Origin of the sequence: Streptomyces sp. NPDC060366 (assembly GCF_042725135.1) — a bacterium.
Classification (GTDB): Bacteria; Actinomycetota; Actinomycetes; order Streptomycetales; family Streptomycetaceae; genus Streptomyces.
Genome location: NZ_JBHXDC010000006.1, coordinates 23,638 through 48,515, shown reverse-complemented (window position 1 = coordinate 48,515; position 24,878 = coordinate 23,638). Strand labels below are relative to the sequence as shown.

The window sequence follows — 24,878 nt, the reverse complement described above, 5'->3', positions numbered from 1 at the left end:
CGGGCCGCCGGCCCGGCCCGCTCAGAAGCCGCGCGTCCTCTTGGCCGCGCGGCGGCTCGACCCCCGGCCCGCGCCCGGCACCTTCAGGACCAGCCGGGAGATCTCGCCCCCGAAGTTCACCCCGATGGCGATCGCCATGGCCAGCGCCGCGGCCTTGGACAGCGAGGCCAGCCCGTCGTCCACATGGTTCTGCGCGAGACCGAGCAGACCGAAGTACGTCGCCGAGCCGGGCAGCAGCGGCCCGATCGCCGCGGTGACGTACGGCAGCGCGGAGGCGAACCGGTACCGCGAGAACAGCTGCCCGAACAGCCCCACCACACCTGCCGCGACCGCGGTGGCGGCCACCGGCGAGATCCCGCCGGTGACATGCATCGCTCCGTAGACCGTCCAGGCCACGCCGCCGTTAAGGGCCACCATCAGCACGGTGGATCGTTCCTGCTGGAGCAGGATCGCGAAGGCGAAACTGAGCGCCACGGCGGCGCAGATCTGGAGCACGGGCCGCCCCTCCCCGGCCTGGAGCGCCGCGTCCGGGTCGAGCTGGGCGTTCAGCTGGACGCCCAGATACAGCGCGATCAGCACCCCCATGACGATCGCGATGAAGAAGTACATGACTTCGAGCAGCCGTGCGGCGGCGGTGATGTAGTAGCCGGTCAGACCGTCCTGCACGCCCGCCACCAGGGCCCGCCCCGGCAGCAGCGCGAAGAGCCCACCGGTGATCACGGCGGACGGCCGACCCTCCCAGTTCACCGCGGAGGCGGCCAGGGTCAGCGCGACCCCCATCGCGGCCGGCGGCATCGCCGCGGCCACGAACTGGTAGAACTCCGGAATCCCGCGCCCCGCGCACAGCCACGCGAGCCGGTCGCCGAGCATCGCGCCGACCATCGCCGCGATGAACACCACCAGATCACCACCGACCAGCACCGACGCGGAGCCGGCCAGCAGCCCGCTCGCGGCGGTCAGCGCCCACCCCGGATAGGGGTGCCGGTTACGCCTGATCTCGGCCAGCCGCCGGTACGCCTCCTCCAGGGTGATGTCCGTGTCCTCGGTGGTGATGTCGTCGACGAGCGTGTAGACGGCGGACAGCCGGGTGTAGTCGGTGCCCCGCCTGCGTACGGTCCGGCTGGCCGTCACCGGATCGTCCACCAGCGACGGCTGGTAGGAGATCGACAGCAGCGTGAAGGTGACGTTCGGCTCGCAGCGGTCGAGACCGTACGCGCGGCTGACCGCGAACATCGCGGCCTCGACGTCCTCGGCCCCCTCACCGCCCGCCAGCAGCAACTCGCCGATACGCAGCGTCAGGTCGAGCACGCGCGGGACGGCGGGCCCGGCCTCGTCGTGCCGCTGCACGATCTCCGCCACCGGCCGGTCCCCGACCGGCATCCGCAGCAGCGTGCGCATCCGGTCCTGCCAGGGCGCTTCCTTCGTCAGCCGGACGATCGGCACGCCCTCCGCCGGAGTGAACGCCTGGGGCGACCGGCGTGCGCGGTAGGTACTCGGCGGATCGAAGGCCGACCGCTCGGTCTCCTGCGTACCCTCCGGACTCATCCCCTGCGGAACCGCGAATTCCGAGGTGGGGCTGTCCTCCTCGGGGGCGGGCGCCTGGCCCATTCCGGACGGCGGAGTGAAGGCGCTGTGCGCCTCGTCGGACGGGGGCTTACGATCCTCCGCCTCGTCCCGCTCGGCCACCACAGTCCTCGCCCTCACTCACTCTCTTCGGTGCCGCTCGGGCACAGTTCGTACAACCATCCGTTCAGTATGGACACGGGCGCGGACATGGGCGCACACGAGCGGCGGACGGCGCACCCGTGAGGTGCCCCGTCCGCCGCTCGTACGTGCCGCTTCCCGGCCGTTCAGGGCCTGACGGCCCCTGAGCCCCGGTCCGTGGGACGCGTGTTCAGTGCGCGCCGCCCTGCGCCTCGAGGCGCTTGTACGAGGCCTCGATCTCGGCCTCCGCCTCGGCGCGGCCCACCCAGTCGGCGCCCTCGACCGACTTGCCGGGCTCCAGGTCCTTGTAGACCTCGAAGAAGTGCTGGATCTCCAGACGGTCGAACTCCGAGACGTGGTGAATGTCCCTCAGGTGCTCCACACGCGGGTCCGAGGCGGGGACGCACAGCAGCTTGTCGTCGCCGCCGGCCTCGTCCGTCATCCGGAACATGCCGATCGCGCGGCACTTGATGAGACAGCCGGGGAACGTCGGCTCGTCCAGGATGACCAGCGCGTCCAGCGGGTCGCCGTCCTCGCCGAGGGTGTTCTCCACGAAGCCGTAGTCGGCCGGGTAGCTGGTCGAGGTGAAGAGACGACGGTCAAGGCGGATCCGGCCGGTCTCGTGGTCCACCTCGTACTTGTTTCGCGAACCCTTAGGGATCTCGATGGTGACGTCGAACTCCACGGGTGGTTCCTCCATGATCAACACAGATGTCGGTGATGCTGCTGTCGGTGGTACCGCACGTCACCGGGGCCGACCCCGGGGCCGAGCAGGATCGGCCATCGCTGGCCGGGGCACCGTGCTCGTGGCAACGCGCAGTGATTAAGTGTCCCCCACGCAGCTGTGTGATCGCGAAAGGGGCTGGTCAACCGTGCTTGAGCCGAAAGTGTGGCAGCTCACGGCAGGTTCCGCCGTGTTCGGCCTCGTACTGGCGGCCGGGGCGGTGGCCTTGGCCGGCCCCTGGGACTCCGGTCAGCGTAAGGCCGAGCGCGAGTGGGCGGCCGCTCAGGGCCGTACAGGTGGCGCACATCACGACGGGGAGCGCGTGCCCGAGCCCGCGCCCAGCGCCGCCGGGGTGCTCGCCGAACTCGGCGTGTCGACCGCGTCCTTGTCCGCGCCCGCGGATCTTCCGGGCGATCTGACGACGACCCTCGGGCCGCTGCTCGAATCGCCCGACCTCGGACCGGCGCCCGCGGCGTCCGTCGTCGACGTCGCGACGGGTGAGCAGTTGTTCGGGCAGCGCGCCGACCGGCTGATGGCACCGGCCTCCACCATCAAGATCGCCACGGCGGTCGCCGCGCTCTCCGCGCTCGGCCCCGACCACCGCATCCCCACCACCGTGGTCACCGCCGACGGAGGCAAGGGCGACAACAACAAGCCAGGCGACAAGCCCGGCAGCGAGCCCGGCAACGAGGCCGACGGCAAGGGCGAGGAGCCGACGGAGATCACCCTCGTCGGCGGCGGCGACGCCACCCTCGACCGCAAGGGCCTGCGCTCCCTCGCCGCCGACACCGCCAGGGCGCTGCGCGACCGCGGTGTGCACCGGGTGACCGTCCGCTTCGACGTCTCTCTCTACTCCGGGCCCCGAGAACACCCGATCGGCCCCAACGACAACATCGCGCCGGTCACCGCCCTGATGGCCGGCCAGGGCCGCCTCGACGACTCCGCCGCCGACTCCTTCGGCGGCCCGGCACCGCGCAGCGGCGACCCGGCGGGCGACGCCGCCGACGTCTTCGCGGACCTGCTGCGCGAACGCGGCCTCAAGACCTCGGGCCCCCCGGCCGCGGGCAGGGCTCCCGGAGACGCCGACCGCCTCGCCGTGACGTACTCGCGCCCCGTCTCCGCCCTGGTCGAACGCATGCTGACGAACAGCGACAACGACATCGCCGAGTCGCTGGTCCGTCAGACCGCGATCGAGGCGGGCGGACCCGCGAGCTTCGCGGGCGCCCAACAGGCCGTCCAGGCCGAGCTGAAGAAGCTGAAGCTGCCCGTCGACGGCGTGCTCCTGCGCGACGGCAGCGGCCTCAACCGCCACGACAGGCTCACCAGCGGCCTGCTCACCGCGCTGCTCGCCCGCGCGGCCGACCCCGACCGGCCCGAACTGCGACCGGTGCTCACCGGTCTCCCGGTGGCCGGATTCAGCGGCACGCTCCAGGGCCGGTACACCGACGCGGACGCGACCACCGGCAGTGGCCTGATCCGCGCCAAGACCGGCACGCTGACCGGAGTGAACTCCCTGGCGGGCACCGTCGTGGGCCCCGGCGGACGGCTCCTCGCCTTCGCCTTCCTGGCGGAGGACGCCCCGGCCCCCGATACGGCCCAACGCGCCCTGGACCACCTCTCGGCGGAACTGGTGTCCTGACCACCCTTGTCCCGCGTGCCCCGGGGCGGCGACAGGAGCGGTCACACGCACCGACCAGGACAGGCCGCGACGCGAACGGCCCGGCCGACACCTCACCGCCTTCCGGCCCGAGCACGTACGGTTGACGCATGACGAGCATCGGTGGGGCCGAGATGGTGGACTGGAATCTCGCGGTCGCGACCGCGACCCGCCTCGCGCGGCCGGGACCGGAAGTGAGCCGGGACGAGGCACGCGAGATCGTCGCCGAGCTGCGACGGCACGCCAAGGCGGCCGAGGAGCACGTGCGCGGCTTCACCCGGATGATCCCGGACGGCCACGAGGCGCCGGACACCCCGGTCCTGGTCGTGGACCGGGCGGGCTGGATCAAGGCGAACGTCGCGGGCTTCCGTGAGCTGCTCAAACCACTCCTCGACAAGATGCAGGACCGCCGGTCGAACACGGCGGGCGGCGCCGTCCTCGGCGCCGTGGGCGGCAAGGTGACCGGCGTCGAGCTGGGCATGCTGCTGTCGTTCCTGTCCTCGCGCGTCCTCGGCCAGTACGAGACGTTCGCCCCGCCGAGCCGCGACCTCCCTTCGAGTGACGGCGGCGGCGGGCGACTGCTGCTCGTCGCGCCGAACATCGTCCACGTCGAACGCGAACTCGACGTCGACCCGCACGACTTCAGGCTCTGGGTCTGCCTGCACGAAGAGACCCACCGCACGCAGTTCACGGGCGTCCCGTGGCTGCGCGACCACCTCGAGGGCGAGATCCAGTCATTCCTCGAGGAGACGGACGTCGACCCCTCGACCGTCGTGGAACGCCTGCGTGAAGCGGCCCAGTCGCTCACCGGCAGCCGCCCCGAGGGCGAGGAGGAGGACGAGGGCCGGAGCCTGGTCGAGCTGGTCCAGACTCCCGGCCAGAAGGAGATCCTCGGCCGCCTCACCGCCGTGATGTCCCTGCTCGAAGGCCATGCCGACTACGTGATGGACGGCGTCGGCCCGCAGGTCGTGCCCTCGGTCGCCGAGATCCGCGAGAAGTTCCAGCAGCGCAGGGCCAAGGGCGCCAGCCGTCTCGATCTGGCGCTGCGCAAACTGCTGGGACTGGACGCGAAACTGCGGCAGTACCGGGACGGGGAGCGTTTCGTACGCGCCGTGGTGGACGAGGTCGGCATGGACGGCTTCAACCGCGTCTGGACCTCCCCCAACACCCTTCCCACGAAGGCGGAGATCGCCAAGCCGGCGGACTGGATCGCGCGGGTGCACCGCAAGGCCGACTCCTAAGGCGTAGTCCTCAGGAGAGCGCCGCGAGGGCGTGTGCCGGATGTCGGCGTCCACAGGTGTCCACCGGAATGGGCCAGCATCACCCATCCGAGGGACCGTGGGCGCTGGGTAGGCGTGCGATGCTCGGGGAACGGCCCGGTTCTGTCACCATCGACGCACTCTGTGTGACTGAACCCCGTCCCTACTCCGACCGAGGCACCCCCCAAACATCACGAAGGGCACCGGACATGGGTCCCCATCCTGCGGTCGCGGCGATACGCCTGGCGGTCCGCCGCGTACTCCACGACGTCATCACCGAATGCTCCGAATTCGAGAGCTCCGACATCGAGCGCTCCCGTCCCACCGCGACGGACGCCGACCCGGCCACCGCACCGCCCCCGGCCGACCGCCGGCCGCTGGTGCTCGTCGCCTGCTCCGGAGGCGCCGACTCCATGGCGCTCGCCTCCGCCCTCGCCTTCGAGGCCCGCAAGCTCTCCGTCCGGGCGGGCGCCGTCACCGTCGACCACGGTCTACAGCCCGGCTCCGACCTCCGTGCCGCCGAAGTCGTCTCCCGGCTCGCCGCCATGCGGCTCGACCCCGTCGAGTCCGTCGCCGTGACAGTCGGTCGCGACGGAGGGCCGGAGGCCGCAGCCCGCGACGCGCGCTACGCCGCCCTGGACGCGGCCGCCGAGCGGCACGGCGCCGCCGCCGTACTGCTGGGTCACACCCGCGACGACCAGGCCGAGACCGTCCTGCTCGGCCTCGCCCGCGGTTCCGGTACCCGCTCGCTCTCCGGGATGGCCCCCGTCTCCGGCGCCACCGGCCGCTACCGCCGTCCCTTCCTCCAACTCGACCGGCAGACGGCCCGCAAGGCCTGCCTCGTCCAGGCGATCCCGGTCTGGGACGACCCGCACAACGCCGACCCCGCCTACACCCGCTCGCGCCTGCGCCACGAGGGCCTGCCCGCCCTGGAGAAGGCGCTCGGCAAGGGCGTCGTCGAGGCGCTGGCCCGTACGGCTCAGCTCTCCCGCGACGACGCCGACGCCCTCGACGCCTGGGCGGCCGACGCCGAGTCCGCCGTACGGGACGACACCGGACAGCTGGAATGCGCCAAGTTGTACGTGCTGCCGCCCGCCGTCCGGCGCCGTGTCCTGCGCCGGGCCGCCGTCGTCGCCGGCGCCCCCGCCGGGTCGCTGTTCGCCCGGCACATCGAGGAGGTCGACCGCCTGATCACGGGCTGGCGAGGCCAGGGAGCCATCAACCTGCCGGGCCGCGTCGAGGCCCAACGGCAGGGTGGCAGACTGGTCATCCGGCAGGGCTGAAGCGCTGAAGCACGACGGCTGTGTCTCCCGGGTGGCGAGTTCCGGCCTCCTGGCCGACAACGAAAGTGATGCGGGTGGACCACAAGGACATGGGCGCCGACCTCCAGTCGGTGCTCTTCACCAAGGAAGAAATCGACGCCAAGCTGGTCGAACTGGCCGCCAAGATCGACGCGGAGTACACGGGCAGGGACGTCCTTCTCGTCGGCGTCCTCAAGGGCGCCGTGATGGTGATGGCGGACCTGGCGCGTGCGCTGTCCACCCCCGTGACGATGGACTGGATGGCCGTGTCCTCGTACGGCGCCGGGACGCAGTCCTCCGGTGTGGTCAGGATCCTCAAGGACCTGGACACCGACATCAAGGGCAAGCACGTCGTGATCGTCGAGGACATCATCGACTCGGGCCTGACGCTCTCCTGGCTGCTGTCGAACCTCGGTTCGCGCGAGCCGGCCTCGCTCGAAGTGTGCACGCTGCTCCGTAAGCCGGATGCCGCAAAGGTCGCGATCGATGTGAAATGGATCGGATTCGACATTCCGAATGAGTTCGTTGTCGGCTATGGACTGGATTACGCGGAGAAGTACCGCAATCTTCCATTCGTCGGCACACTCGCCCCCCATGTCTACGGCGGCTGAGCCGATCCCGGCGCCCGCCGGGCCGGGACGGGAACCCCAGTACCCCTCCCGCCGTTGGAGCATGGGAAGACCGGTTTACCGGCAGTCCCGTGCGGTCGCGGGTGACAATGCTGGGGTACGGTCCGAAGAACAGTCTTTTCTCACAGCGACATTTACCTACGGGCAGGAGGGACGGGGCGTTCTCGCTCCGTATGGATGGACGTGAAGCGATACTTCCGTGGGCCGGTCATGTGGATCGTGCTGGCCGTCCTCGCCGTGGTCGTGTTGATGCAGGTCGTCGGCTCGTCCGGCGGCTACAAGACGGTGGACACCGGCGAGGTCGTCCAGGCGATCGACAAGAACCAGGTCGACCAGGTCAAGCTGACCACCGGCGACGAACAGATCATCAAGATCGACCTCAAGGACGGTCAGAAGGTCCAGGGCGGCGACAAGGTACAGGCCAGTTACATCGGCTCCCAGGGCTCGGCTCTGGCCGAGAAGCTGCAGGGCAAGTTCGAGAGCGGCGACATCAAGCAGGGCTACACGGTCTCGCCCTCCAAGCAGAGCCCGTTCGTCTCCGTGCTGCTCTCCCTGCTGCCGTTCGTCCTCATCGTCGTGGTCTTCCTGTTCCTGATGAATCAGATGCAGGGCGGCGGCTCCCGAGTCATGCAGTTCGGGAAGTCCAAGGCCAAACTCATTACGAAGGACACTCCCAAGACGACGTTCGCCGACGTCGCGGGGTCCGACGAAGCGGTCGAGGAGCTCCACGAGATCAAGGAGTTCCTCCAGGAGCCCGCGAAGTTCCAGGCCGTGGGCGCCAAGATCCCGAAGGGCGTGCTGCTCTACGGCCCGCCCGGTACGGGTAAGACGCTGCTCGCCCGCGCGGTCGCCGGTGAGGCCGGTGTCCCGTTCTACTCGATCTCCGGTTCCGACTTCGTCGAGATGTTCGTCGGTGTCGGTGCCTCCCGAGTGCGTGACCTCTTCGAGCAGGCCAAGGCGAACGCTCCGGCGATCGTCTTCGTCGACGAGATCGACGCCGTCGGCCGGCACCGCGGTGCGGGCCTCGGCGGTGGCCACGACGAACGCGAGCAGACGCTCAACCAGCTGCTCGTCGAGATGGACGGGTTCGACGTGAAGGGCGGGGTCATCCTGATCGCCGCCACGAACAGGCCCGACATCCTCGACCCCGCGCTGCTGCGTCCGGGACGTTTCGACCGCCAGATCGCGGTCGACCGCCCCGACATGCTGGGCCGTCTGGAGATCCTCAAGGTCCACCAGAAGGGCAAGCCGGTCGCGCCGGACGTCGATCTCGGCGCCGTCGCCCGTCGTACGCCCGGTTTCACCGGCGCGGACCTGGCGAACGTGCTGAACGAAGCGGCGCTCCTCACGGCGCGCGGCGACAAGAAGCTCGTCGACAACCACTCCCTGGACGAGGCGATCGACAGAGTCGTGGCGGGTCCGCAGAAGCGGACCCGGATCATGTCCGAGAAGGAAAAGAAGATCACCGCGTATCACGAGGGCGGCCACGCCCTTGTAGCCGCGGCGTCTCCGAACTCCGACCCGGTGCACAAGATCACGATCTTGTCCCGCGGCCGGGCCCTGGGTTACACCATGGTCCTGCCCGACGAGGACAAGTACTCGACCACGCGCAACGAGATGCTCGACCAGCTCGCCTACATGATGGGTGGGCGCGCGGCGGAGGAACTGGTCTTCCACGACCCGACCACCGGCGCGGCCAACGACATCGAGAAGGCGTCGGCGACGGCACGGGCCATGGTCACGCAGTACGGCATGACCGAGCGGCTCGGCGCGATCAAGTTCGGCGGTGACAATTCGGAGCCCTTCGTCGGACGTGAGATGGGCCACCAGCGCGACTACTCGGAAGAGGTCGCCGCGCTGGTCGACGAAGAAGTCAAGAAGCTGATCGAGACGGCGCACAACGAGGCCTGGGAGATTCTCGTCGAGAACCGCGACGTTCTCGACAACCTGGTCCTCGCGCTGCTGGAGAAGGAGACGCTCAACAAGGAGCAGATCGCCGAGATCTTCTCGACGATCGTGCGACGCCCGGCCCGTCCGGCGTGGACCGGCTCCTCGCGGCGTACGCCTTCGACACGTCCGCCGGTGCTCTCGCCCAAGGAGCTGGCCCTCACCAACGGAGCGGCCGGTACCAACGGCACGATTCCCGGTGTGACGGCCGGCGAGTCCGCGGCCGAGGCCGTTCCGGAGGATCGTCCCGAAAGCTGATCCCGCGTCTCTCACCAGGCCCGGAATAGATGCCGCGCCCCACAGGTCTTAGCCTGATGGGGCGCGGCATTTCTGTTGGCGCGCACGGAACGGCAGAGGAACGAGGCTCAGATGACCAACCCCGTGAAGCTGGACGGCGAGGGTGTGATCGGCGAGTTCGACGAGAAGCGGGCCGAGAACGCCGTACGGGAGCTTCTGATCGCGGTCGGGGAGGACCCGGACCGCGAGGGTCTGCGCGAGACGCCGGGGCGGGTGGCCCGCTCGTACAGGGAGATATTCGCGGGGCTGTGGCAGCGGCCCGAGGATGTTCTGACGACGACGTTCGACATAGGCCACGACGAGATGGTCCTGGTGAAGGACATCGAGGTGCAGAGTTCCTGTGAGCACCATCTGGTGCCGTTCCACGGTGTCGCGCACGTCGGGTACATCCCGTCGGCCGACGGGAAGATCACCGGGCTGTCGAAGCTGGCGCGGCTCGTGGACGTGTTCGCCCGCAGGCCGCAGGTCCAGGAGCGGATGACCACGCAGATCGCGGACTCGCTGATGAAGATCCTGGAGCCGCGAGGGGTGATCGTGGTCGTCGAGTGCGAGCACATGTGCATGTCCATGCGCGGGGTGCGCAAGCCCGGCGCCAAGACGATCACCTCGGCGGTACGGGGGCAGCTGCGCGACCAGGTCACCCGTAACGAGGCGATGAGCCTGATCATGGCCCGCTGAACCACCACGGGCGAAGGTCCCCGGAGATCCGGTCGGCCCTGGCCGGGACCGGTCGGGGACGGGCTCAGGCGCGGGCGGCGCCCTTGTGGTCGTCGTCATGCTCTTCCGGCAGCTTGCAGACACGCTCCAGGAATATCGCGGCGGCGATCACCGCGATGCCGGCCAGCACCGAGAATCCCGCGTAGTACGCCTGGTCCCGCCGGGCGGGGATGTCGAGGGAGCCGAGCAGGAAGACGCCCGTCCCGCCGTACATCCCGGCGACCAGCGCCGCGACCAGCGCGCTCGCGTGGCCGAAAACGACGGCGCGGGCCGCCATCATCGGATCCACGCCCTTGGCGCCGGGCCGACGCTCACGCTGGGCGCGCAGCCGCGACCGCAGGGAGAGCGCCGTCGCCGTGAGGACGACGGCGATCACCGCGAGCACGATGGGCGCGGCGAGGGGGACGCTGGGCAGGGTGCCGAGGGAGTCCCAGAGGCGCGTACCGCCCCACGAGAGCACCCCGGCCACGGCGAAGATGCCGAACAGAACCCGGATCCGCAATTGCCCCACCGCGAAAGCCCGCCCTTCACCCTTGCTCGTCACTGACACACGTCACCCGCACACACCACCGGCGCGCACGACCGGCACCGGACACCCCTGGGCCGGCACCCGTACCGGCCGGCCGGTCCGCAGAGCCTAACGATTAGTCGGGCAGGCGGAGTTCCAGGTCCGCCCGCGGCTCCACGCCCCGCTGCTCGATGACGGCGAGCAGTTCGGAGACCGTACCCCGCCCGGCGAGCAGCGCCTCGGGCTCCACGTCGTGCCAGGGCACGAGCACGAAGGCGCGCTGGTGGGCGCGCGGGTGCGGCAGGGTGAGCACCGGGTCGTCCGACACGACGTCCGCGTACGCCACGATGTCGACGTCGATCGTGCGCGGCCCCCAGCGCTCCACCCGGACGCGGTCGAAGGCTTCCTCGACGGCCTGGGCGCGCTCCAGCAGGGACGAGGGCGGCAGCGTGGTCTTCACCACGACGATCGCGTTGAAGTACGAGGGCTGGGAGCCCGGTTCGACACCCCACGGCTCCGTCTCGTACACCGGGGACACCGCCTTGACCCGCAGGCCCGGAGTGTCCTCCAGCGCGTCGATGGCGCCCTGAAGGGTCTCCAGCCGGTTGCCGAGATTGGACCCGAGGCTGATCACGGCGCGCTTCGGGTTGGACAGGGTGACGTCCGCCGCGTCGACCTGGGCCACCACCGAGGCCGGCACCGGCTGGACGGTCGGGTCGCTCTGGGGATTCATACTCGGCTCCGGGTGATGGTGATGGTCACATCGTCGAAGGGCACCGTGATCGGGGCGTCCGGCTTGTGCAGCGTCACCTCGACCTCGTCGACGCCGTCGTGCTTCAGACACTGCTCCGCGATGCGCTCGGCGAGCGTCTCGATCAGGTCGACCGGCTCGCCCCGCACGACGGCCACGACCTCCTCGGCCACGACTCCGTAGTGGACGGTTCTCGTCAGATCGTCTCCGGCCGCGGCGGGGCGGGTGTCGAGGCTCAGCACCAGATCCACGATGAAGGTCTGCCCCTCCTCGCGCTCCCGGGGGAAGACGCCATGGTGCCCACGGGCCTTGAGGCCGCGCAGCGCGAGACGGTCCACGCGAATCACTCCTGCTGTCGTTGGTCAAGTGGGGCACTATGCCGTATGCGGACGGCGGATGTCCCCCGTCGAATCTACTCGCGGGCACCGACAGGCCCTGCCCGTGGGGGCCTCGGGCGCCGTGGACCGTGCTCGCGGCGGGCTCCGCGCGACTGGCACCGCAGGTAGCTCCAGCGGAGCGGGGCCGACCCCTCGTAAGGTCGTCTACCCACTCACGCGGGAGTTTCGTCGTCCTGGTCGTCGTCGGTTTCGGCCAGAACGGGTGAGCCGTGGTGGGACCAGACCCGCCAGCCGTCCGGGGTGCGTCGGAACACGTTCGTGGCGACCACCAGCTGGCCGACGAGCGGGCCGAGCGCGCCGCTCTCCTCCGCCGGTCCGCCGCTGAGGATGTTCTCGGTGCAGGTCACGAGGGCGGTGTCGCCCGCGACGGACACCACGACATCCGTGAGGAAGAACTGGATGTACTCGGTGTTGGCCATGATCAGCGCGTACGAGCGGAGCACCTCGCCGCGGCCCGAGAGCACCGGCCAGCCCGGATGGACGCAGCTGACGCCGGGGCTGTCGCCGTCCAGCCACAGGGCGGACAGCCCGTCCAGGTCGCCGCGCTCCATGGCTTCGTAGAAGGCGGTGTTGAGGGCGTCGACCTGTTCCTTGTCGGTCCCGCTCGGCAGACTCCTCACCGGGCACCCTCGACGGCGCGCGCCACGCGGACGGCGTCGGCCGTCGCGCGTACCTCGTGCACCCGTACCGCCCAGGCGCCCTCGTGCGCGGCGATCGCGGAGACGGCGGCGGTGGCGGCGTCCCGCTCGCGCGCGGGCGGCGGGGCGCCCTCACCGGCCAGTACCCGGCCGAGGAACCGCTTGCGGGACGCGGCGACCAGCAGGGGCCTGCCCAGTGCCCGCAGGTCCGCCAGACGGGCCAGCAGCGCGAGATCGTGCTCGGTGCCCTTGGCGAAGCCGAGGCCGGGGTCGACGACCAGGCGCTCGGGGGCGATGCCGCCGGCGACGACCGCCTCGATGCGCTCGCGGAGTTCGGCCAGCACCTCGGCGACGACGTCCGTGTAGACGGCGCGGCTGTTCATGTCCTGGCTGAAGCCGCGCCAGTGCATGACGACGAACGGCACCCCCGCGGCGGCGACGGCGGGCACCATGGCCGGGTCCGCCAGGCCGCCGCTGACATCGTTGACCAGGACGGCGCCGGCGGCCACCGCCCGTTCGGCGACGGACGCCCGCATGGTGTCCACCGAAACGGTGACGCCCTCGGAGGCCAGGCCCCGTACGACGGGCACGACGCGCCGCAGCTCCTCGTCCTCGTCGACCCGGGGGGCGCCGGGGCGGGTCGACTCGCCGCCCACGTCCACCAGGTCGGCGCCCTCGGTGACCAGATCCAGGCCGCGCTTGACCGCGGCGGTGGTGTCGAACCAGCGGCCTCCGTCGGAGAAGGAATCGGGCGTCACGTTGACGACACCCATGACCGCGCAGCGGTCCCACTCCGGCAGGCCGTCGACCGTGCCCCTTCCGCCCCGCGGGCGCAACGTACTCATACGTCCCACCCTAGGCCCGTACGGGGGCGGGAACGCGTCGCCCGGGCGGCGCGGCCCCTCCCGGACGGCGCTGTCAGGAAGCGGCGATCTGGGCGACCGTCTCCAGTTCCACCTCGGTGCGGGGGATCGCGTGCGCGTCCGCGTCGATCGAGCGGCGCAGTGCCTCGTGCAGCCGGGCCGGGGTCAGGACGCCGAGGAAGCGGCCGGTCGACTCCTTGTCGATGACGGCGATCCAGCCGGCGTCGTGCTGGAGCATCGTGGAGAACGCCTGCTTGAGGGAGGCCCCGACGGGCAGCCAGGCCTCCATACGGCGGGCGTGCTCCCGCACGGTGCCCGAGGAGCCGGTCTGCTCGGTGGAGATCCAGCCGTGCAGATTGTCCTCGGCGTCCAGGACGACCGCCCAGCGCGCGCCCTCCTTGGAAAGCTTCGCCGCCGCCGCCCGCAGCGGGTCGTCCAGATGGACGACGGGCGGCTGTTCCAGGTCGCCCTCCTCGATCGGGGTGACCGAGAGGCGCTTGAGGCCGCGGTCCGCGCCGACGAAGTCGGCGACGTACGGCGTGGCGGGAGCGCCCAGCACGGCGGCGGGGGCGTCGAACTGCTCGATGGTCCCCTGCCCGAAGACGGCGATCCGGTCACCGAGCCGGACGGCCTCCTCGATGTCGTGAGTGACGAAGAGCACGGTCTTGTTGACGGCGGCCTGGAGCTTCAGGAACTCGTTCTGGAGATGTTCGCGTACGACAGGGTCGACCGCGCCGAAGGGCTCGTCCATCAGCAGGACGGGCGGATCGGCGGCGAGTGCCCGTGCGACGCCCACCCGCTGGCGCTGCCCGCCGGAGAGCTGCTCCGGGTAGCGGTCGCCGTAGACGGACGGGTCGAGGCCGACCAGGTCGAGGAGTTCGGCCGCGCGCTCACGGCCCTTGCCGCGCTGCCAGCCCAGGAGATGGGGGACGGTCGCCGTGTTCTCCAGGATCGTCTTGTGGGGGAACAGGCCGACCTGCTGGATCACATAACCGATCCGGCGCCGGAGTTGGACGGGGTCGATGGTTGATATGTCGTCCCCGTCCATGAATATCCGGCCTTCGGTCGGTTCGATCAACCGGTTGACCATCTTCATGGTGGTGGTCTTGCCGCAGCCGGACGGTCCGACGAGCGTGACCAGCTCGCCCGCTCCGACCTCCAGGCTGAGGTCGTCGACGGCCGTGGTGCCGTCCGGGTACCGCTTGGTGACGTGCTCGAATCGGATCATGATTTCCCCATTGTGACGCGTCTTGTGTGAAGGCAATGTTGCTGGAATGTGGCGGCCTTCCGCGATTGTCGGTGGTCGGGGATAGGGTCGCCCAGACAAAGACACCAGACATACGTTCGGGGAGATAGGGGAGGCGGGGGTGGATGAGCGCTCAAAGCTGCCTGGCGGCGAACGAATGGATCTGCGGAGAGTATCTCCGCTCCCGTAGCCAGGAGTTGATCGATGCGACGGTCCAGCACATCGGGATCACCGTCGTCTCGGTCCTCATCGGGCTGCTCGTGGCCTTTCCGCTCGCGCTGCTCGCCCGAGGCAAACCGGCTTTCGCCGGCCCCGTACTCGGACTGACGACACTGCTCTACACGATCCCGTCGCTGGCGATGTTCTCGCTGCTGCTGCCGTTCTTCGGGCTGTCGACCGCGCTGGTGGTCACCGGCCTGGTGCTGTACTCCCTGACGATCCTCGTGAGGAACATCATGGCGGGCCTCGACTCCGTCCCCGCGGAGGCCAAGGAGGCCGCCCGCGGGATGGGGTACGGCTCCGGGCGGCTGCTCTGGGAGGTCGAGCTGCCGCTCGCCCTGCCCGCGCTGATGGCGGGAATCCGGATCGCGACGGTCTCCACGATCGCGCTGACGACCGTCGGCTCGATCGTGGGGCGCGGCGGTCTGGGCAATCTCATCGAGGACGCGCTGCCGAGCCTGTTCAAGGCGCAGGTGCTCGCCGCCTCCGTGCTGTGCGTGCTGCTGGCGGTCACCGCCGACCTGCTGCTCCTGGGACTCCAGCGGCTGCTCACGCCCTGGACACGAATACGTACGGGCAAGGGCCGCACGTCACGTCCGGCGCGCGCGGGCCGGGCCGGCGACCCGGTGAAGGTGGGGGGCTGACCCATGGGTGTTCTGGGTGACGCGTGGACCTGGCTGATCACCGGCTCCAACTGGTCCGGCGAGAGCGGGGCCCTGGCCCGGCTCGGTGAGCATGTGTACGTCAGCGGGGTCGCGCTCGCGCTCGCCTGTGCGATAGCCCTGCCGACGGCCTTCTACCTCGGGCACATCGGCAAGGGCGGCGCCCTCGCCATCAACATCTCCAACGTGGGGCGGGCGATCCCGGTCTTCGCCGTGCTCGCCCTGTTCATGCTCTCCCCGCTGCGCAACGCCGGCTATGTGCCGACGATCGTCGCGCTGGTGCTCTTCGCCGTGCCGCCGCTGCTGACCAACGCCTACGTGGGTATGCGGGAGGTGGACCGCGCGGTGCTGGAAGCCGCTCGGGGCATGGGGATGTCCGGGCGCCAGCTCTTCCTCCGGGTCGAGCTGCCCCTGGCGTACCCGATGGTGATGACCGGCCTGCGGTCGGCCTCCGTGCAGGTGGTCGCCACGGCCACGATCGCGGCGATGGTGGGGCAGGGCGGCCTCGGGCGGATCATCACCGCCGGGTTCAACACCTACGACACCCCGCAGGTGGTCGCGGGCGCGCTCCTGGTGGCGCTGCTCGCGCTGCTGGTCGAGGGCGTGCTCGTGGTGGTGGACCGGATGCTCGACCCGTCTCCTCCCACTGCCGCCACCCGGTCACAGTCGCCCGGCACACGGGACGGCGCCCCGAACGGCGTTCCGAACGACGCCCTCGGTAAGACCGACGCGCTCCCGACGGGCGACTCGCTCCCGCGAGACCGGGTGACGAAGACCGTGTGACGACGACCCGAGTGACACGACGACCGTGTGACGACCGACTTTCTCGGCCTCCCTATGGCCTCTACGGATGGTGAACTTTCATGAGCAAGACCTCGCGCATGGCGGGTGCGGTACTTGGCGCCGTCGTCCTCACCGGGTCGCTCGTCGCGTGCGGCGGCGACAGCCTGGAATCGGACAGCGGCTCCGACAAGGGCTCCGGCTCCGACAAGAAGGGCTCCCTCGTCGTGGGCGCCGCGGCCTTCACCGAGTCCAAGGTGCTCGCCGAGCTCTACGCGCAGATCCTCGGTGACGGCGGATACGACACCTCCGTCACCACGGTGAAGAACCGCGAGCTGTACGAGCCCTCCCTGGAGAAGGGTGAGATCGACGTCGTCCCGGAGTACGCGGCGACGCTCACCGAATTCCTCAACGCCAAGGTGAACGGCGCGGACGAGGCACTGAAGACCCCGCTCGCCTCCAGCGACACGGCCGCCACGGTCGCCGCCCTGGAGAAGCTGGCCGAGCCGCTCGGGCTGAAGGTGCTGCCCGCCGGCAAGGCGGTCGACCAGAACGCCTTCGCCGTGACCAAGGAATACGCGGAGAAGAACAACCTCAAGACCCTTTCGGATCTGGGCGCCTCGAAGCTCAAGGTGAAGATCGCCGCGGGCGACGAGTGCGAGGTGCGGCCGTTCTGCGCGCCCGGTCTCAAGGCGACGTACGGGATCGATGTCACCGGTATCGACCCGCAGGGTGTCGGCACCCCGCAGGCCAAGCAGGCGGTGAAGGACGGCAAGGACCAGCTGGTGCTGAGCACCACCACCGACGGCACGCTCGACAGCTTCGGTCTGGTGGTCCTGGAGGACGACAAGAAGCTCCAGAACGCGGACAACGTACTTCCGGTGGTCAATGCCAAGGACGCCGGTTCTCAGGAGATAGCGGACCTTCTCGGCAAACTCAGCGACGCCCTCACGACAGAGGATCTCGCGAAGCTGAACCTGAAGGTCGACGCCGAACGTGCGAAGCCCGCGGATGTCGCCAAGGAGTATCTGGAGTCGAAAGGTCTGATCGGCAAGTAGCCGGAAGCGGCGGGAAGTAGAGGGAGGGGAGTGGAGTCGGCAACGGACGGGGAAAGATTGTCCGGCCGACCCCCATTCCGCGTCCACGCGCGGTAAATTTCGGGCCATGCCACGTGGACGCCATCGCCATTCCCCGCCCCTCCACAGGATTCTGCCGCCGTCGGCCGTAGCAGGGGCCGCGGCGCTGTGCGCCGCGGGTGCCTGGCTGCTCGCGGAACCCGTGGCGCTCCGCGGTCTGGTGGCCGTCACCGCGGTCGCCGCCGCCACCGGCGCTTATCTGATGCGCAGTTGGGACTCGGCGGCGGGCAGGCGTGTCGCGGAGCTGTTGCGCGCGCGGGCGAGCGAGGAGTGGAAGACCGAGGAGCGAATAGCGGAACTCGAAGCCGATATCGACGAATCGCGCGAGATTCGCACCAGGCTCGAGACCAAACTGCGCGCCAAGCGGGTCGAACTCGCGAAGCTGCGCGGTGAGCACGCCGCGCTCCTGCGGCGGTACGCCACGGCGGAAACCGCGCGGGCCAGTGCGCTGGAGGGCCGGCGGCAGCTCGCGATAGAGGCGGCCCAGGAGCCCAAGGCGCTGCCCCCCGCGGGCAGTACGCCCACCGCGTCGGCGTACTTCCGGGCCTCGAAGGCCCTGGACGACCTGACGCGCAACGGCATCACGCAGCACACCAGGCGGATCCTCGAAGACGCCCGCCGGCGACAGCTCGCAGAACGCGCGGCCCGCGAGGCCGAGGCGGAGGCGGAGCGGGCGAAGCGGACCGCGAAGGCCGAGAAGAAGGCGCGCGCGGAGAGGGCGGAACGGGAGAAGGCCGAGCGGGAGAAGGCGGCCGAGGAGCGGCGCGCGGCACAAGCGGCGACGGCCGCCGAGCAGCACACGCGCCCGTCGTCCGCGCTGCCGCTGAAGGTCCGGCCGACGTCGTCCCTGCCCGCCACCCGCCCCCACCCCGGCGCGTCGGCGATCGTCCCGTACAACCGGCGGCACCGGCTCCAGAGGGGCCCCGAGGGAGGGTTCGACTTCTTCGGTACGCAGAAGGACGGCCCGGCCGCGATCGAACCGCCCGACGGCGCGACGGAGGACGGCCCAGCCGGCCCGGAGGCCGTGGACACCGGGGCCGGACGGCCGGAGCCCGCGCAGTTGGAGCGTGCGCAGCGCGAGGACCTGGCAGATGTGGTCGGCGAGGAGGCCCTGGCCGTACAGCGCGGGTCCGAGGACCGGGCGGTGGGTCAGGTCATCGACCTGACCGAGCACGACGAGACCGAGCCGCTGCCGCTGGGTCAACTGCGCAGCGCGATCGGCTCCTAGACGGCGTCCGAGTCCTGGACGGCGACGGCCGAACGGCGTCCGAGTCCGTCCTACTTGTCGATGTCGCCGACGACGAAGAAGAGCGAGCCGAGGATCGCCACCATGTCGGCGACCAGGGTGCCGGGCAGCAGTTCGGTGAGGGCCTGGATGTTGTTGAAGGACGCGGAGCGCAGCTTCAGCCGGTACGGCGTCTTCTCGCCCTTCGACACCAGGTAGTAGCCGTTGATGCCGAGTGGGTTCTCGGTCCAGGCGTACGTGTGTCCCTCGGGCGCCTTGAGAACCTTGGGCAGCCGCTGGTTGATCGGACCGGGCTCCAGATCCGCGATGCGGTCCAGACACGCGTCCGCGAGGTCCAGCGAGTTGTGGGTCTGCCCCAGCAGGCACTCGAAGCGGGCCAGGCAGTCGCCGTCCTCGCGGGTCACGACCTCGAGCGTGTCCTGGAGTTCGCCGTACGCGAGATACGGCTCGTCGCGGCGCAGATCGAAGTCGACGCCCGAGGCCCGCGCGATCGGCCCCGAGACCCCGTACGCGTGCACGGCCTTCGCCGAGAGGACGCCCACGCCACGGGTCCGGCCCCGGAAGATCTCGTTGCCGAGGACCAGCCTGTCGTACACGTCCATCCGCGAACGGACCTCGGAGACCGCGTGCCTGGCGCGGTCCAGCCAGCCGGCGGGCAGGTCCTCCTTGAGACCGCCGACCCGGTTGAACATGAAGTGCATCCGGCCGCCGGAGATCTCCTCCATGACGGCCTGGAGCTCCTCGCGCTCCCGGAAGGCGTGGAACACCGGGGTGATCCCGCCCAGTTCGAGGGGGTAGGAGCCGAGGAACATCAGATGGTTGAGCATCCGGTTCAGCTCGGCGAGCAGGGTCCGGGTCCAGACGGCGCGCTGCGGCACCTCCATACCGAGCATGCGCTCGACGGCCATCACCACACCCAGCTCGTTCGAGAACGCCGACAGCCAGTCGTGGCGGTTGGCGAGCATCACGATCTGGCGGTAGTCGCGCGCCTCGAACAGCTTCTCGGCGCCGCGGTGCATATAGCCGATGACCGGCTCGGCGTGCCGGATCACCTCACCGTCGAGTACCAGTCGCAGCCGGAGCACACCGTGCGTGGAGGGGTGCTGGGGCCCGATGTTGAGCACCATGTCCGTGCTCTCGGCCGCGCCGCCGATGCCGACCGTCGTGCGGGTGGTCTCCGTCATGGGGCCCAGTCTCTCAGAGCGGTACGGACGGGGGTCATCAGCCAGCCGAAGTCGCCGAGGCCGCCGCGGGCGGTCAGTTCGGCGGCCTGGCCGGCGGAGGCGAGCGCGCCTACGTAGGAGGCGGGGTCGGTCTTGGCGAGGGAGAGCGGTGGGCGCTGCCCGCTGACGCCGAGGCGGTGCAGGGCCTCGCGCTGACTCAGTACGAAGGCCGCCGCATCGCCCCCGATGTCCGCGACGCCCGCGTCGTCGTCGGTGTCGCCGGTGTCGTCCGAGCCGTCCACCGCGACCGCCGCCGCGCACGCGTCCAGCGCGACATGCGCGGTGATGTCGCAGCTCCCGTCCGGCACCGGGCGCACCTCGCGGCCGTCCCGGAACCCGGTCAGCGTCCCGAACAGCGGCCGGTCGCCCCGTACATGGGCGTAATCGACGGCCACCGCCAGCCCCCGGTCCAGCGTCGCCACTGCGGCGGCCCACGCCTCGTCACGGCTGCGCCCGATCTCCGCCCGCGCCCCCGGCTCGGCCATCGGCCACCAGCGCGCCAGCCACGCGGCGTCCGCGCCGTCGACCGGGGCGCCGGGCCGCTCCGTACCGTCGGGGCCGACCAGGACGTACCGCACCGTCCCGTCGGGCCCGGTCTCGGCGACGTCGACGGGCACGTTGTCCAGCCACTCGTTGGCGAACAGCAGCCCCCGCACACCGGTCGGCGGCCGGTCGGTCCACTCGACGCGCCCGTCGAGCCCCGGCGGACGGGCGGCCCGTTCGACGGCGTACGGCCTCACGGCCAGCCCGTCCGGTACGGCGGCCAGGACCCCCGTCAGCAGCTCCCCGCGTCCCGCGCCGACGTCGACCAGCGCGATCTCGTCGGTGTCCAGCGCCTCCGCCGTCGCCATCAGCAGGCGCGCGACGGCCGACGCGAACAGCGGGGAGGCGTGCACGGAGGTACGGAAGTGCCCGGCGGGCCCCTCAGGGCGCCGGTAGAAGCCCTCCGGGCCGTACAGCGCGCTCTCCATGGCCGCGGCCCACCCACGCGGCTCCTGGCCCCACGGAGCCCCGCGAGTCCCCTCGCGCTTACACGTCTCATCCGTCACAGGCCCAAGTCTCCACCTTGGGGAGTACGCGCCGACCGACCGGATCGGCCCTCCGGTTGACCCTTCTACCTTTCTCGCTTCCCTACGCTGGGTTACGTGCAGCGTCTCTATGATTTTCTCCGCAGGCACCCGACGGGCGTCGACAGCTTCTGGGCTGTGGTGCTCTTCGGGTGCTCCGTGCTGTGGGTGGGGGTGGAGAGCAACACCGGCGCCGAGCGGATGCTCGTGGCCCTCGTCGTCGTTCTTCTGCTCTCGCTGACCGTCGCGCTGCGCCGACGTGCCCCGGACAAGATGCTGCTGCTCACGGCCGTACTGGGCGTGGTCCAGCTGCTGGCCGATGTCAGCGTCAATCCGGCCGACTTCGCCATGCTGGCGCTGATCTACACGGTCGCCGCCCGTGGTGGCCCCCGCTGGGCCACCCGGCTGGGGCTGATCGGCGGATTGGCCGCGGCGCCGCTGGCGTCACTGCGCTGGCCCACCAACGAGGCCAGCTTCAGCGGGCAGGTCTTCCTCACCGTCGTGCTGACCGTGCCCTTCGTGCTCGCCTGGGTGCTCGGCGACTCCATCCGTACCCGTCGCGCCTACTTCGCCGAGCTGGAGGAGCGCGCCACCCGGCTGGAGAAGGAGCGCGAGGCGCAGGCCAAGGTGGCCGTCGCCGCCGAGCGCGCGCGGATCGCCCGCGAACTGCACGACGTCGTCGCGCACAACGTGTCCGTGATGGTCGTCCAGGCCGACGGCGCCGCCTATGTCCTGGACACCGCGCCCGAGCAGGCCAGACAGGCCCTGGAGACCATCTCGGGCACCGGACGGCAGGCGCTGGCGGAGATGCGCCGGCTGCTCGGAGTGCTGCGGACGGGGGACGTCAAGGAGAGCGGTGAGTACGTGCCGCAGCCCGACGTCCGGCAGATAGAGGATCTGGTCGAACAGGTGCGGTCGGCGGGGCTCACCGTGGACTTCAAGGTCGAGGGCACGCCCCGGTCGCTGCCGAGCGGGGTGGAGCTCACCGCGTACCGGATCGTGCAGGAGGCCCTGACGAACAGCCGTAAGCACGGCGGACCCGATGTGGGAGCCAGTGTGCGTCTGGTCTACTTCGACGACGGGCTCGGACTCCTGGTCGAGGACGACGGGCGCGGCGCGGGCCACGAGATGTACGTGGACGGTGGCGCGGACGGCCGGGGACACGGTCTCATCGGGATGCGCGAGCGCGTCGGCATGGTCGGCGGCACGCTCGACGCGGGGCCCCGCCCGGGGGGCGGCTTCCGCATCAGCGCGCTGCTTCCCCTGAAGCCCGCGCATTGAGCCGCGACCGCCACCACCCCCGCCCACTTCTCCCCGACCCGACCCGACCCGACCCGACCCGACCTGAACCGATCCGACCCACCCGATCACTGGACCCAACGGACAAGGAACCCGCCGATGTCGATCCGCGTGATGCTCGTCGACGACCAGGTGCTGCTGCGCACCGGTTTTCGCATGGTGCTGGCCGCACAGCCGGACATGGAGGTCGTCGCGGAGGCGGGCGACGGAGCGGAGGCGATCGAGAATCTGCGCGGCACCGCCGTGGACGTCGTCCTGATGGACGTCCGCATGCCGCGGCTGGACGGCGTGGAGGCGACCCGCCGGATCTGCGCGGAGCCCGACCCGCCCAAGGTGCTCATCCTGACCACGTTCGACCTCGACGAGTACGCCTTCTCGGGGCTCAAGGCGGGCGCCAGCGGCTTCATGCTCAAGGACGTACCGCCCTCCGAACTGCTGACCGCGATCCGCGCCGTGCACAGCGGTGACGCGGTCGTCGCGCCGTCCACGACGCGCCGGCTGCTCGACCGCTTCTCGGCCATGCTGCCGAGCGGCAAGGAGAACGGCGCGGCCACCGGCGCGCTGGAGCGGCTGACCGGCCGCGAGCGCGAAGTCATGCTGCTGGTCGCCCAGGGCCTGTCGAACGGCGAGATCGCCGCCCGGCTGGTGCTCTCCGAGGCGACCGTGAAGACGCACGTCGGCCGCATCCTCACCAAGCTCGGTCTGCGCGACCGGGTGCAGGTCGTGGTGCTCGCGTACGAGTCGGGGCTGGTGCGCGCCGGAGGAGGCGCCCTCTGATGCTGCTGTGGATCAACGGGCCGTTCGGCGGCGGGAAGACACAGACCGCGCACGAGATCGCGCGGCGGCTGCCGGGCAGCGTCGTCTGCGATCCCGAGTACGTCGGGTTCGGGCTGCACCGCATGCTGCCAGCGGGGCTCCGTGGTGACTTCCAGGACCTGCCCGTCTGGCGGCAGGGCGTCCACGACATGCTCGATCTGGCGCTGCGCGAGCACGACGGCACGGTCATCGCCCCCATGACGCTCGTCGACGACGGCTACTTCAAGGAGATCGTCGGCCGACTGCGCGAGGAGGGCCACGACGTACACCACTTCGCTCTGCTGGCCGCGCGCGAGACCGTCCTTAAGAGGCTCACCGAACGCGGACTCGGGCTGGGGCTCAAGCGGGAGAGCTTCGCCGTCGGGAAGCTGGACCACTGTCTGGAGCGACTGTCCCGGCCGGAGTTCGGCGAGCACATCCGTACGGACGGCCTGACGATCCCCCAGGTCGCCGACACCGTCGCCGCGTCGGCAGGGCTGCGGCTCGCCCCGAACACCGACAGCGCGTTCCGCCACCGGCTGCGGCGGGCCTGGACCGGCGTCAAGCACATCCGCTTCGACTGAGCCCGAGGCCGGGGCCGAGGGCGTGCCCGCGATTGTCGTGCCCTCGATCGGGCCGCGAGCGGCTCGCCACTCAGCGCAGCACGCCCTCCAGGAAGTCGCTGCCGAGCCGGGCCACGAGGGTCACGTCCAACTGGTGCAGCACATAGCGCCCCCGGCGGCGGGTGGTCAGCAGACCGGCCTTCCGCATCACGGCCAGATGCCGGGACACCTCGGGCGCCGTGATCCCGTACGTGTCGGCCAGCTCGCCCGTCGTGTACGAGCCCCGCGCCAGACTCCGGCACATCCGCATCCGCATGGGGTGCGCGACCGCCTCCAGACGCAGCTTGACCATCTCCACGGAGGGGGCGCCGCCCGACGGCTCCGGGCTGCCCACCGGGTACTGGACGACCGGCTGCCAGTCGCGCGCGTACAGCGCCAGCAGATGCGGCCAGCCGAAGGCGGTCGGCAGGAAGGTCAGGCCCGTCCCGGCGGCGCTCGTACCGCCCGACGTGAGCTTGTCGACGACGACGGCGAGGCCGCCCGTGCCCGTCTCCTGGAGGCTCACGGCGGACGAGACGGCGGCGACGGCGTCCGCGAGCCCCTTGTGGCGCAGCAGTTCGGTCTTGTGCCGGGCGTCGGCGGCCAGCTGGACCCGGACACGCCGCCAGGTCTCGGCGAAGAACGCCTCGTCGCAGTCCTCCAGCAGCCGCCGTATCCATGCCCGGACGGCGGGCGGGTCGGTCAGCATGCGCCGTACGAAGGCGGCCTGGTGCGGCCCTCGTGCCGCCGCCAGCTCCAGTACGCGCTCGCGCATCGCGGTGTCCACCAGCGGGGACGGCGCGCCCGTGCCGTACTGACTGGCGCAGGAGATCTCCAGCGCCGCCGCCACGTACTGCTCGTCCGGCATCGTGTCGAGGTCGTCCAGCTCCTCGGCCAGCGTCTCGCGGGGGCGGGCGGGCAGCAGGATGTCGGAGCGGGCGGACCGCCACAGGAAGTCCGCCTCGTGCAGCCGGTCGGCCAGCTCGGGCTTGAGGCCGGCGGACGTGGAGGTGACCCAGCCGTGGAGCCGGGCGTGGTGGCCGGGCTCCGACAGCACGTGCAGGGCGGCGCCCAGCTCCGCGAGCGGTGAAGGTCCGAAGACGATGCGCTCGTGTGGCAGCCCGGTGATGTCGATGGTCACGCTCATGCACCCATGCTGCACGCCACCACCGACACCGCGGCGGACGATTGACGCCGTCCGTCAATCGGC

24 protein-coding genes are annotated in these 24,878 nt (G+C 70.7%); 13 read left to right on the top strand and 11 right to left on the bottom strand.

Going from position 1 to position 24,878, the window contains the following annotated elements; genetic code table 11:
• Positions 1-21: 21 nt before the first annotated feature.
• Both ACFWHU_RS17065 and ACFWHU_RS17060 read right to left on the bottom strand, forming a co-directional pair.
• On the bottom strand, positions 22-1,689 hold the full coding sequence (locus ACFWHU_RS17065) for a threonine/serine exporter ThrE family protein (RefSeq protein ID WP_385798483.1): 1,668 nt from the start codon (positions 1,687-1,689) through the stop codon (positions 22-24).
• A gap of 205 nt (positions 1,690-1,894) precedes the next feature.
• Positions 1,895-2,389, bottom strand: a complete 495-nt coding sequence (locus ACFWHU_RS17060; protein ID WP_003968257.1) for an inorganic diphosphatase — start codon at positions 2,387-2,389, stop codon at positions 1,895-1,897.
• A gap of 187 nt (positions 2,390-2,576) precedes the next feature.
• Here ACFWHU_RS17060 and dacB point away from each other — a divergent pair, with 187 nt between their 5' ends.
• The 6 genes from dacB (at position 2,577) to folE (ending at position 10,196) form a co-directional block, all read left to right on the top strand.
• Entirely contained in the window at positions 2,577-4,067 is a 1,491-nt protein-coding gene (gene dacB / locus ACFWHU_RS17055; protein ID WP_387225425.1) for a D-alanyl-D-alanine carboxypeptidase/D-alanyl-D-alanine-endopeptidase, read from the top strand.
• Between the two features lie 128 nt (positions 4,068-4,195).
• Positions 4,196-5,326 (top strand): zinc-dependent metalloprotease, encoded by a 1,131-nt coding sequence (locus ACFWHU_RS17050; RefSeq protein ID WP_385798353.1) that lies wholly within the window; start codon positions 4,196-4,198, stop codon positions 5,324-5,326.
• A gap of 227 nt (positions 5,327-5,553) precedes the next feature.
• On the top strand, positions 5,554-6,627 hold the full coding sequence (tilS, locus tag ACFWHU_RS17045; RefSeq protein ID WP_387225424.1) for a tRNA lysidine(34) synthetase TilS: 1,074 nt from the start codon (positions 5,554-5,556) through the stop codon (positions 6,625-6,627).
• A gap of 68 nt (positions 6,628-6,695) precedes the next feature.
• A complete protein-coding gene (gene hpt, locus ACFWHU_RS17040; RefSeq protein WP_387225423.1) occupies positions 6,696-7,256 on the top strand; it encodes a hypoxanthine phosphoribosyltransferase in 561 nt (186 codons plus the stop codon).
• Between the two features lie 195 nt (positions 7,257-7,451).
• The gene (ftsH, locus tag ACFWHU_RS17035) at positions 7,452-9,479 is read left to right on the top strand and encodes an ATP-dependent zinc metalloprotease FtsH (RefSeq protein WP_385798348.1); all 2,028 of its coding nucleotides are present in this window, start codon (positions 7,452-7,454) and stop codon (positions 9,477-9,479) included.
• A gap of 111 nt (positions 9,480-9,590) precedes the next feature.
• Positions 9,591-10,196, top strand: coding sequence for a GTP cyclohydrolase I FolE (folE, locus tag ACFWHU_RS17030; RefSeq protein WP_385798346.1), 606 nt, complete (start codon positions 9,591-9,593; stop codon positions 10,194-10,196).
• Between the two features lie 64 nt (positions 10,197-10,260).
• Here the strand turns inward: folE and ACFWHU_RS17025 are convergent, their stop codons facing one another.
• The 6 genes from ACFWHU_RS17025 to ACFWHU_RS17000 all read right to left on the bottom strand — a co-directional run bounded on the left by ACFWHU_RS17025 (position 10,261) and on the right by ACFWHU_RS17000 (position 14,621).
• Positions 10,261-10,746 (bottom strand): DUF3180 domain-containing protein, encoded by a 486-nt coding sequence (locus tag ACFWHU_RS17025; protein WP_385798482.1) that lies wholly within the window; start codon positions 10,744-10,746, stop codon positions 10,261-10,263.
• A gap of 133 nt (positions 10,747-10,879) precedes the next feature.
• Positions 10,880-11,476 carry a 2-amino-4-hydroxy-6-hydroxymethyldihydropteridine diphosphokinase gene (gene folK / locus ACFWHU_RS17020; RefSeq protein ID WP_381904156.1) on the bottom strand — a complete coding sequence of 199 codons (597 nt, stop codon included), beginning with the start codon at positions 11,474-11,476 and terminating at the stop codon, positions 10,880-10,882.
• Positions 11,473-11,832, bottom strand: a complete 360-nt coding sequence (folB, locus tag ACFWHU_RS17015; RefSeq protein ID WP_385798343.1) for a dihydroneopterin aldolase — start codon at positions 11,830-11,832, stop codon at positions 11,473-11,475. The genes folK and folB overlap by 4 nt, the downstream gene beginning before the upstream one ends.
• A gap of 212 nt (positions 11,833-12,044) precedes the next feature.
• Entirely contained in the window at positions 12,045-12,503 is a 459-nt protein-coding gene (locus ACFWHU_RS17010; RefSeq protein ID WP_147878412.1) for a nuclear transport factor 2 family protein, read from the bottom strand.
• 5 nt (positions 12,504-12,508) lie between these two features.
• A complete protein-coding gene (gene folP / locus ACFWHU_RS17005) occupies positions 12,509-13,375 on the bottom strand; it encodes a dihydropteroate synthase (protein WP_385798341.1) in 867 nt (288 codons plus the stop codon).
• A gap of 73 nt (positions 13,376-13,448) precedes the next feature.
• Positions 13,449-14,621, bottom strand: coding sequence for an ABC transporter ATP-binding protein (locus ACFWHU_RS17000; protein WP_385798339.1), 1,173 nt, complete (start codon positions 14,619-14,621; stop codon positions 13,449-13,451).
• A 143-nt stretch (positions 14,622-14,764) separates the two neighbouring features.
• Here ACFWHU_RS17000 and ACFWHU_RS16995 point away from each other — a divergent pair, with 143 nt between their 5' ends.
• The 4 genes from ACFWHU_RS16995 (at position 14,765) to ACFWHU_RS16980 (ending at position 18,664) form a co-directional block, all read left to right on the top strand.
• On the top strand, positions 14,765-15,502 hold the full coding sequence (locus tag ACFWHU_RS16995; RefSeq protein ID WP_385798337.1) for an ABC transporter permease: 738 nt from the start codon (positions 14,765-14,767) through the stop codon (positions 15,500-15,502).
• Positions 15,503-15,505: 3 nt separating this feature from the next.
• Positions 15,506-16,303 carry an ABC transporter permease gene (locus tag ACFWHU_RS16990; RefSeq protein ID WP_387225422.1) on the top strand — a complete coding sequence of 266 codons (798 nt, stop codon included), beginning with the start codon at positions 15,506-15,508 and terminating at the stop codon, positions 16,301-16,303.
• Between the two features lie 80 nt (positions 16,304-16,383).
• Positions 16,384-17,358, top strand: coding sequence for an ABC transporter substrate-binding protein (locus tag ACFWHU_RS16985; protein ID WP_385798333.1), 975 nt, complete (start codon positions 16,384-16,386; stop codon positions 17,356-17,358).
• 106 nt (positions 17,359-17,464) lie between these two features.
• A complete protein-coding gene (locus ACFWHU_RS16980; protein WP_387225421.1) occupies positions 17,465-18,664 on the top strand; it encodes a hypothetical protein in 1,200 nt (399 codons plus the stop codon).
• 50 nt (positions 18,665-18,714) lie between these two features.
• Here the strand turns inward: ACFWHU_RS16980 and ACFWHU_RS16975 are convergent, their stop codons facing one another.
• Both ACFWHU_RS16975 and ACFWHU_RS16970 read right to left on the bottom strand, forming a co-directional pair.
• The gene (locus ACFWHU_RS16975; protein ID WP_385798329.1) at positions 18,715-19,866 is read right to left on the bottom strand and encodes an NADH-quinone oxidoreductase subunit D; all 1,152 of its coding nucleotides are present in this window, start codon (positions 19,864-19,866) and stop codon (positions 18,715-18,717) included.
• A complete protein-coding gene (locus ACFWHU_RS16970) occupies positions 19,863-20,876 on the bottom strand; it encodes an SAM-dependent methyltransferase (RefSeq protein WP_387225420.1) in 1,014 nt (337 codons plus the stop codon). Before ACFWHU_RS16970 ends, ACFWHU_RS16975 begins: the two co-directional genes overlap by 4 nt.
• 174 nt (positions 20,877-21,050) lie before the next feature.
• Between ACFWHU_RS16970 and ACFWHU_RS16965 the strand changes: the two genes are divergently transcribed.
• The 3 genes from ACFWHU_RS16965 to ACFWHU_RS16955 all read left to right on the top strand — a co-directional run bounded on the left by ACFWHU_RS16965 (position 21,051) and on the right by ACFWHU_RS16955 (position 23,650).
• Positions 21,051-22,253 (top strand): sensor histidine kinase, encoded by a 1,203-nt coding sequence (locus tag ACFWHU_RS16965; RefSeq protein WP_385798325.1) that lies wholly within the window; start codon positions 21,051-21,053, stop codon positions 22,251-22,253.
• A gap of 117 nt (positions 22,254-22,370) precedes the next feature.
• On the top strand, positions 22,371-23,048 hold the full coding sequence (locus tag ACFWHU_RS16960) for a response regulator (RefSeq protein WP_385798324.1): 678 nt from the start codon (positions 22,371-22,373) through the stop codon (positions 23,046-23,048).
• Complete coding sequence (locus tag ACFWHU_RS16955) at positions 23,048-23,650, top strand: AAA family ATPase (protein ID WP_387225419.1); 603 nt, start codon at positions 23,048-23,050, stop codon at positions 23,648-23,650. The genes ACFWHU_RS16960 and ACFWHU_RS16955 overlap by 1 nt, the downstream gene beginning before the upstream one ends.
• Before the next feature lie 70 nt (positions 23,651-23,720).
• On the opposite strand, the gene ACFWHU_RS16950 is transcribed toward ACFWHU_RS16955, so the two are convergent.
• Complete coding sequence (locus ACFWHU_RS16950; protein WP_387225418.1) at positions 23,721-24,815, bottom strand: DUF5937 family protein; 1,095 nt, start codon at positions 24,813-24,815, stop codon at positions 23,721-23,723.
• Positions 24,816-24,878 lie beyond the last annotated feature (63 nt).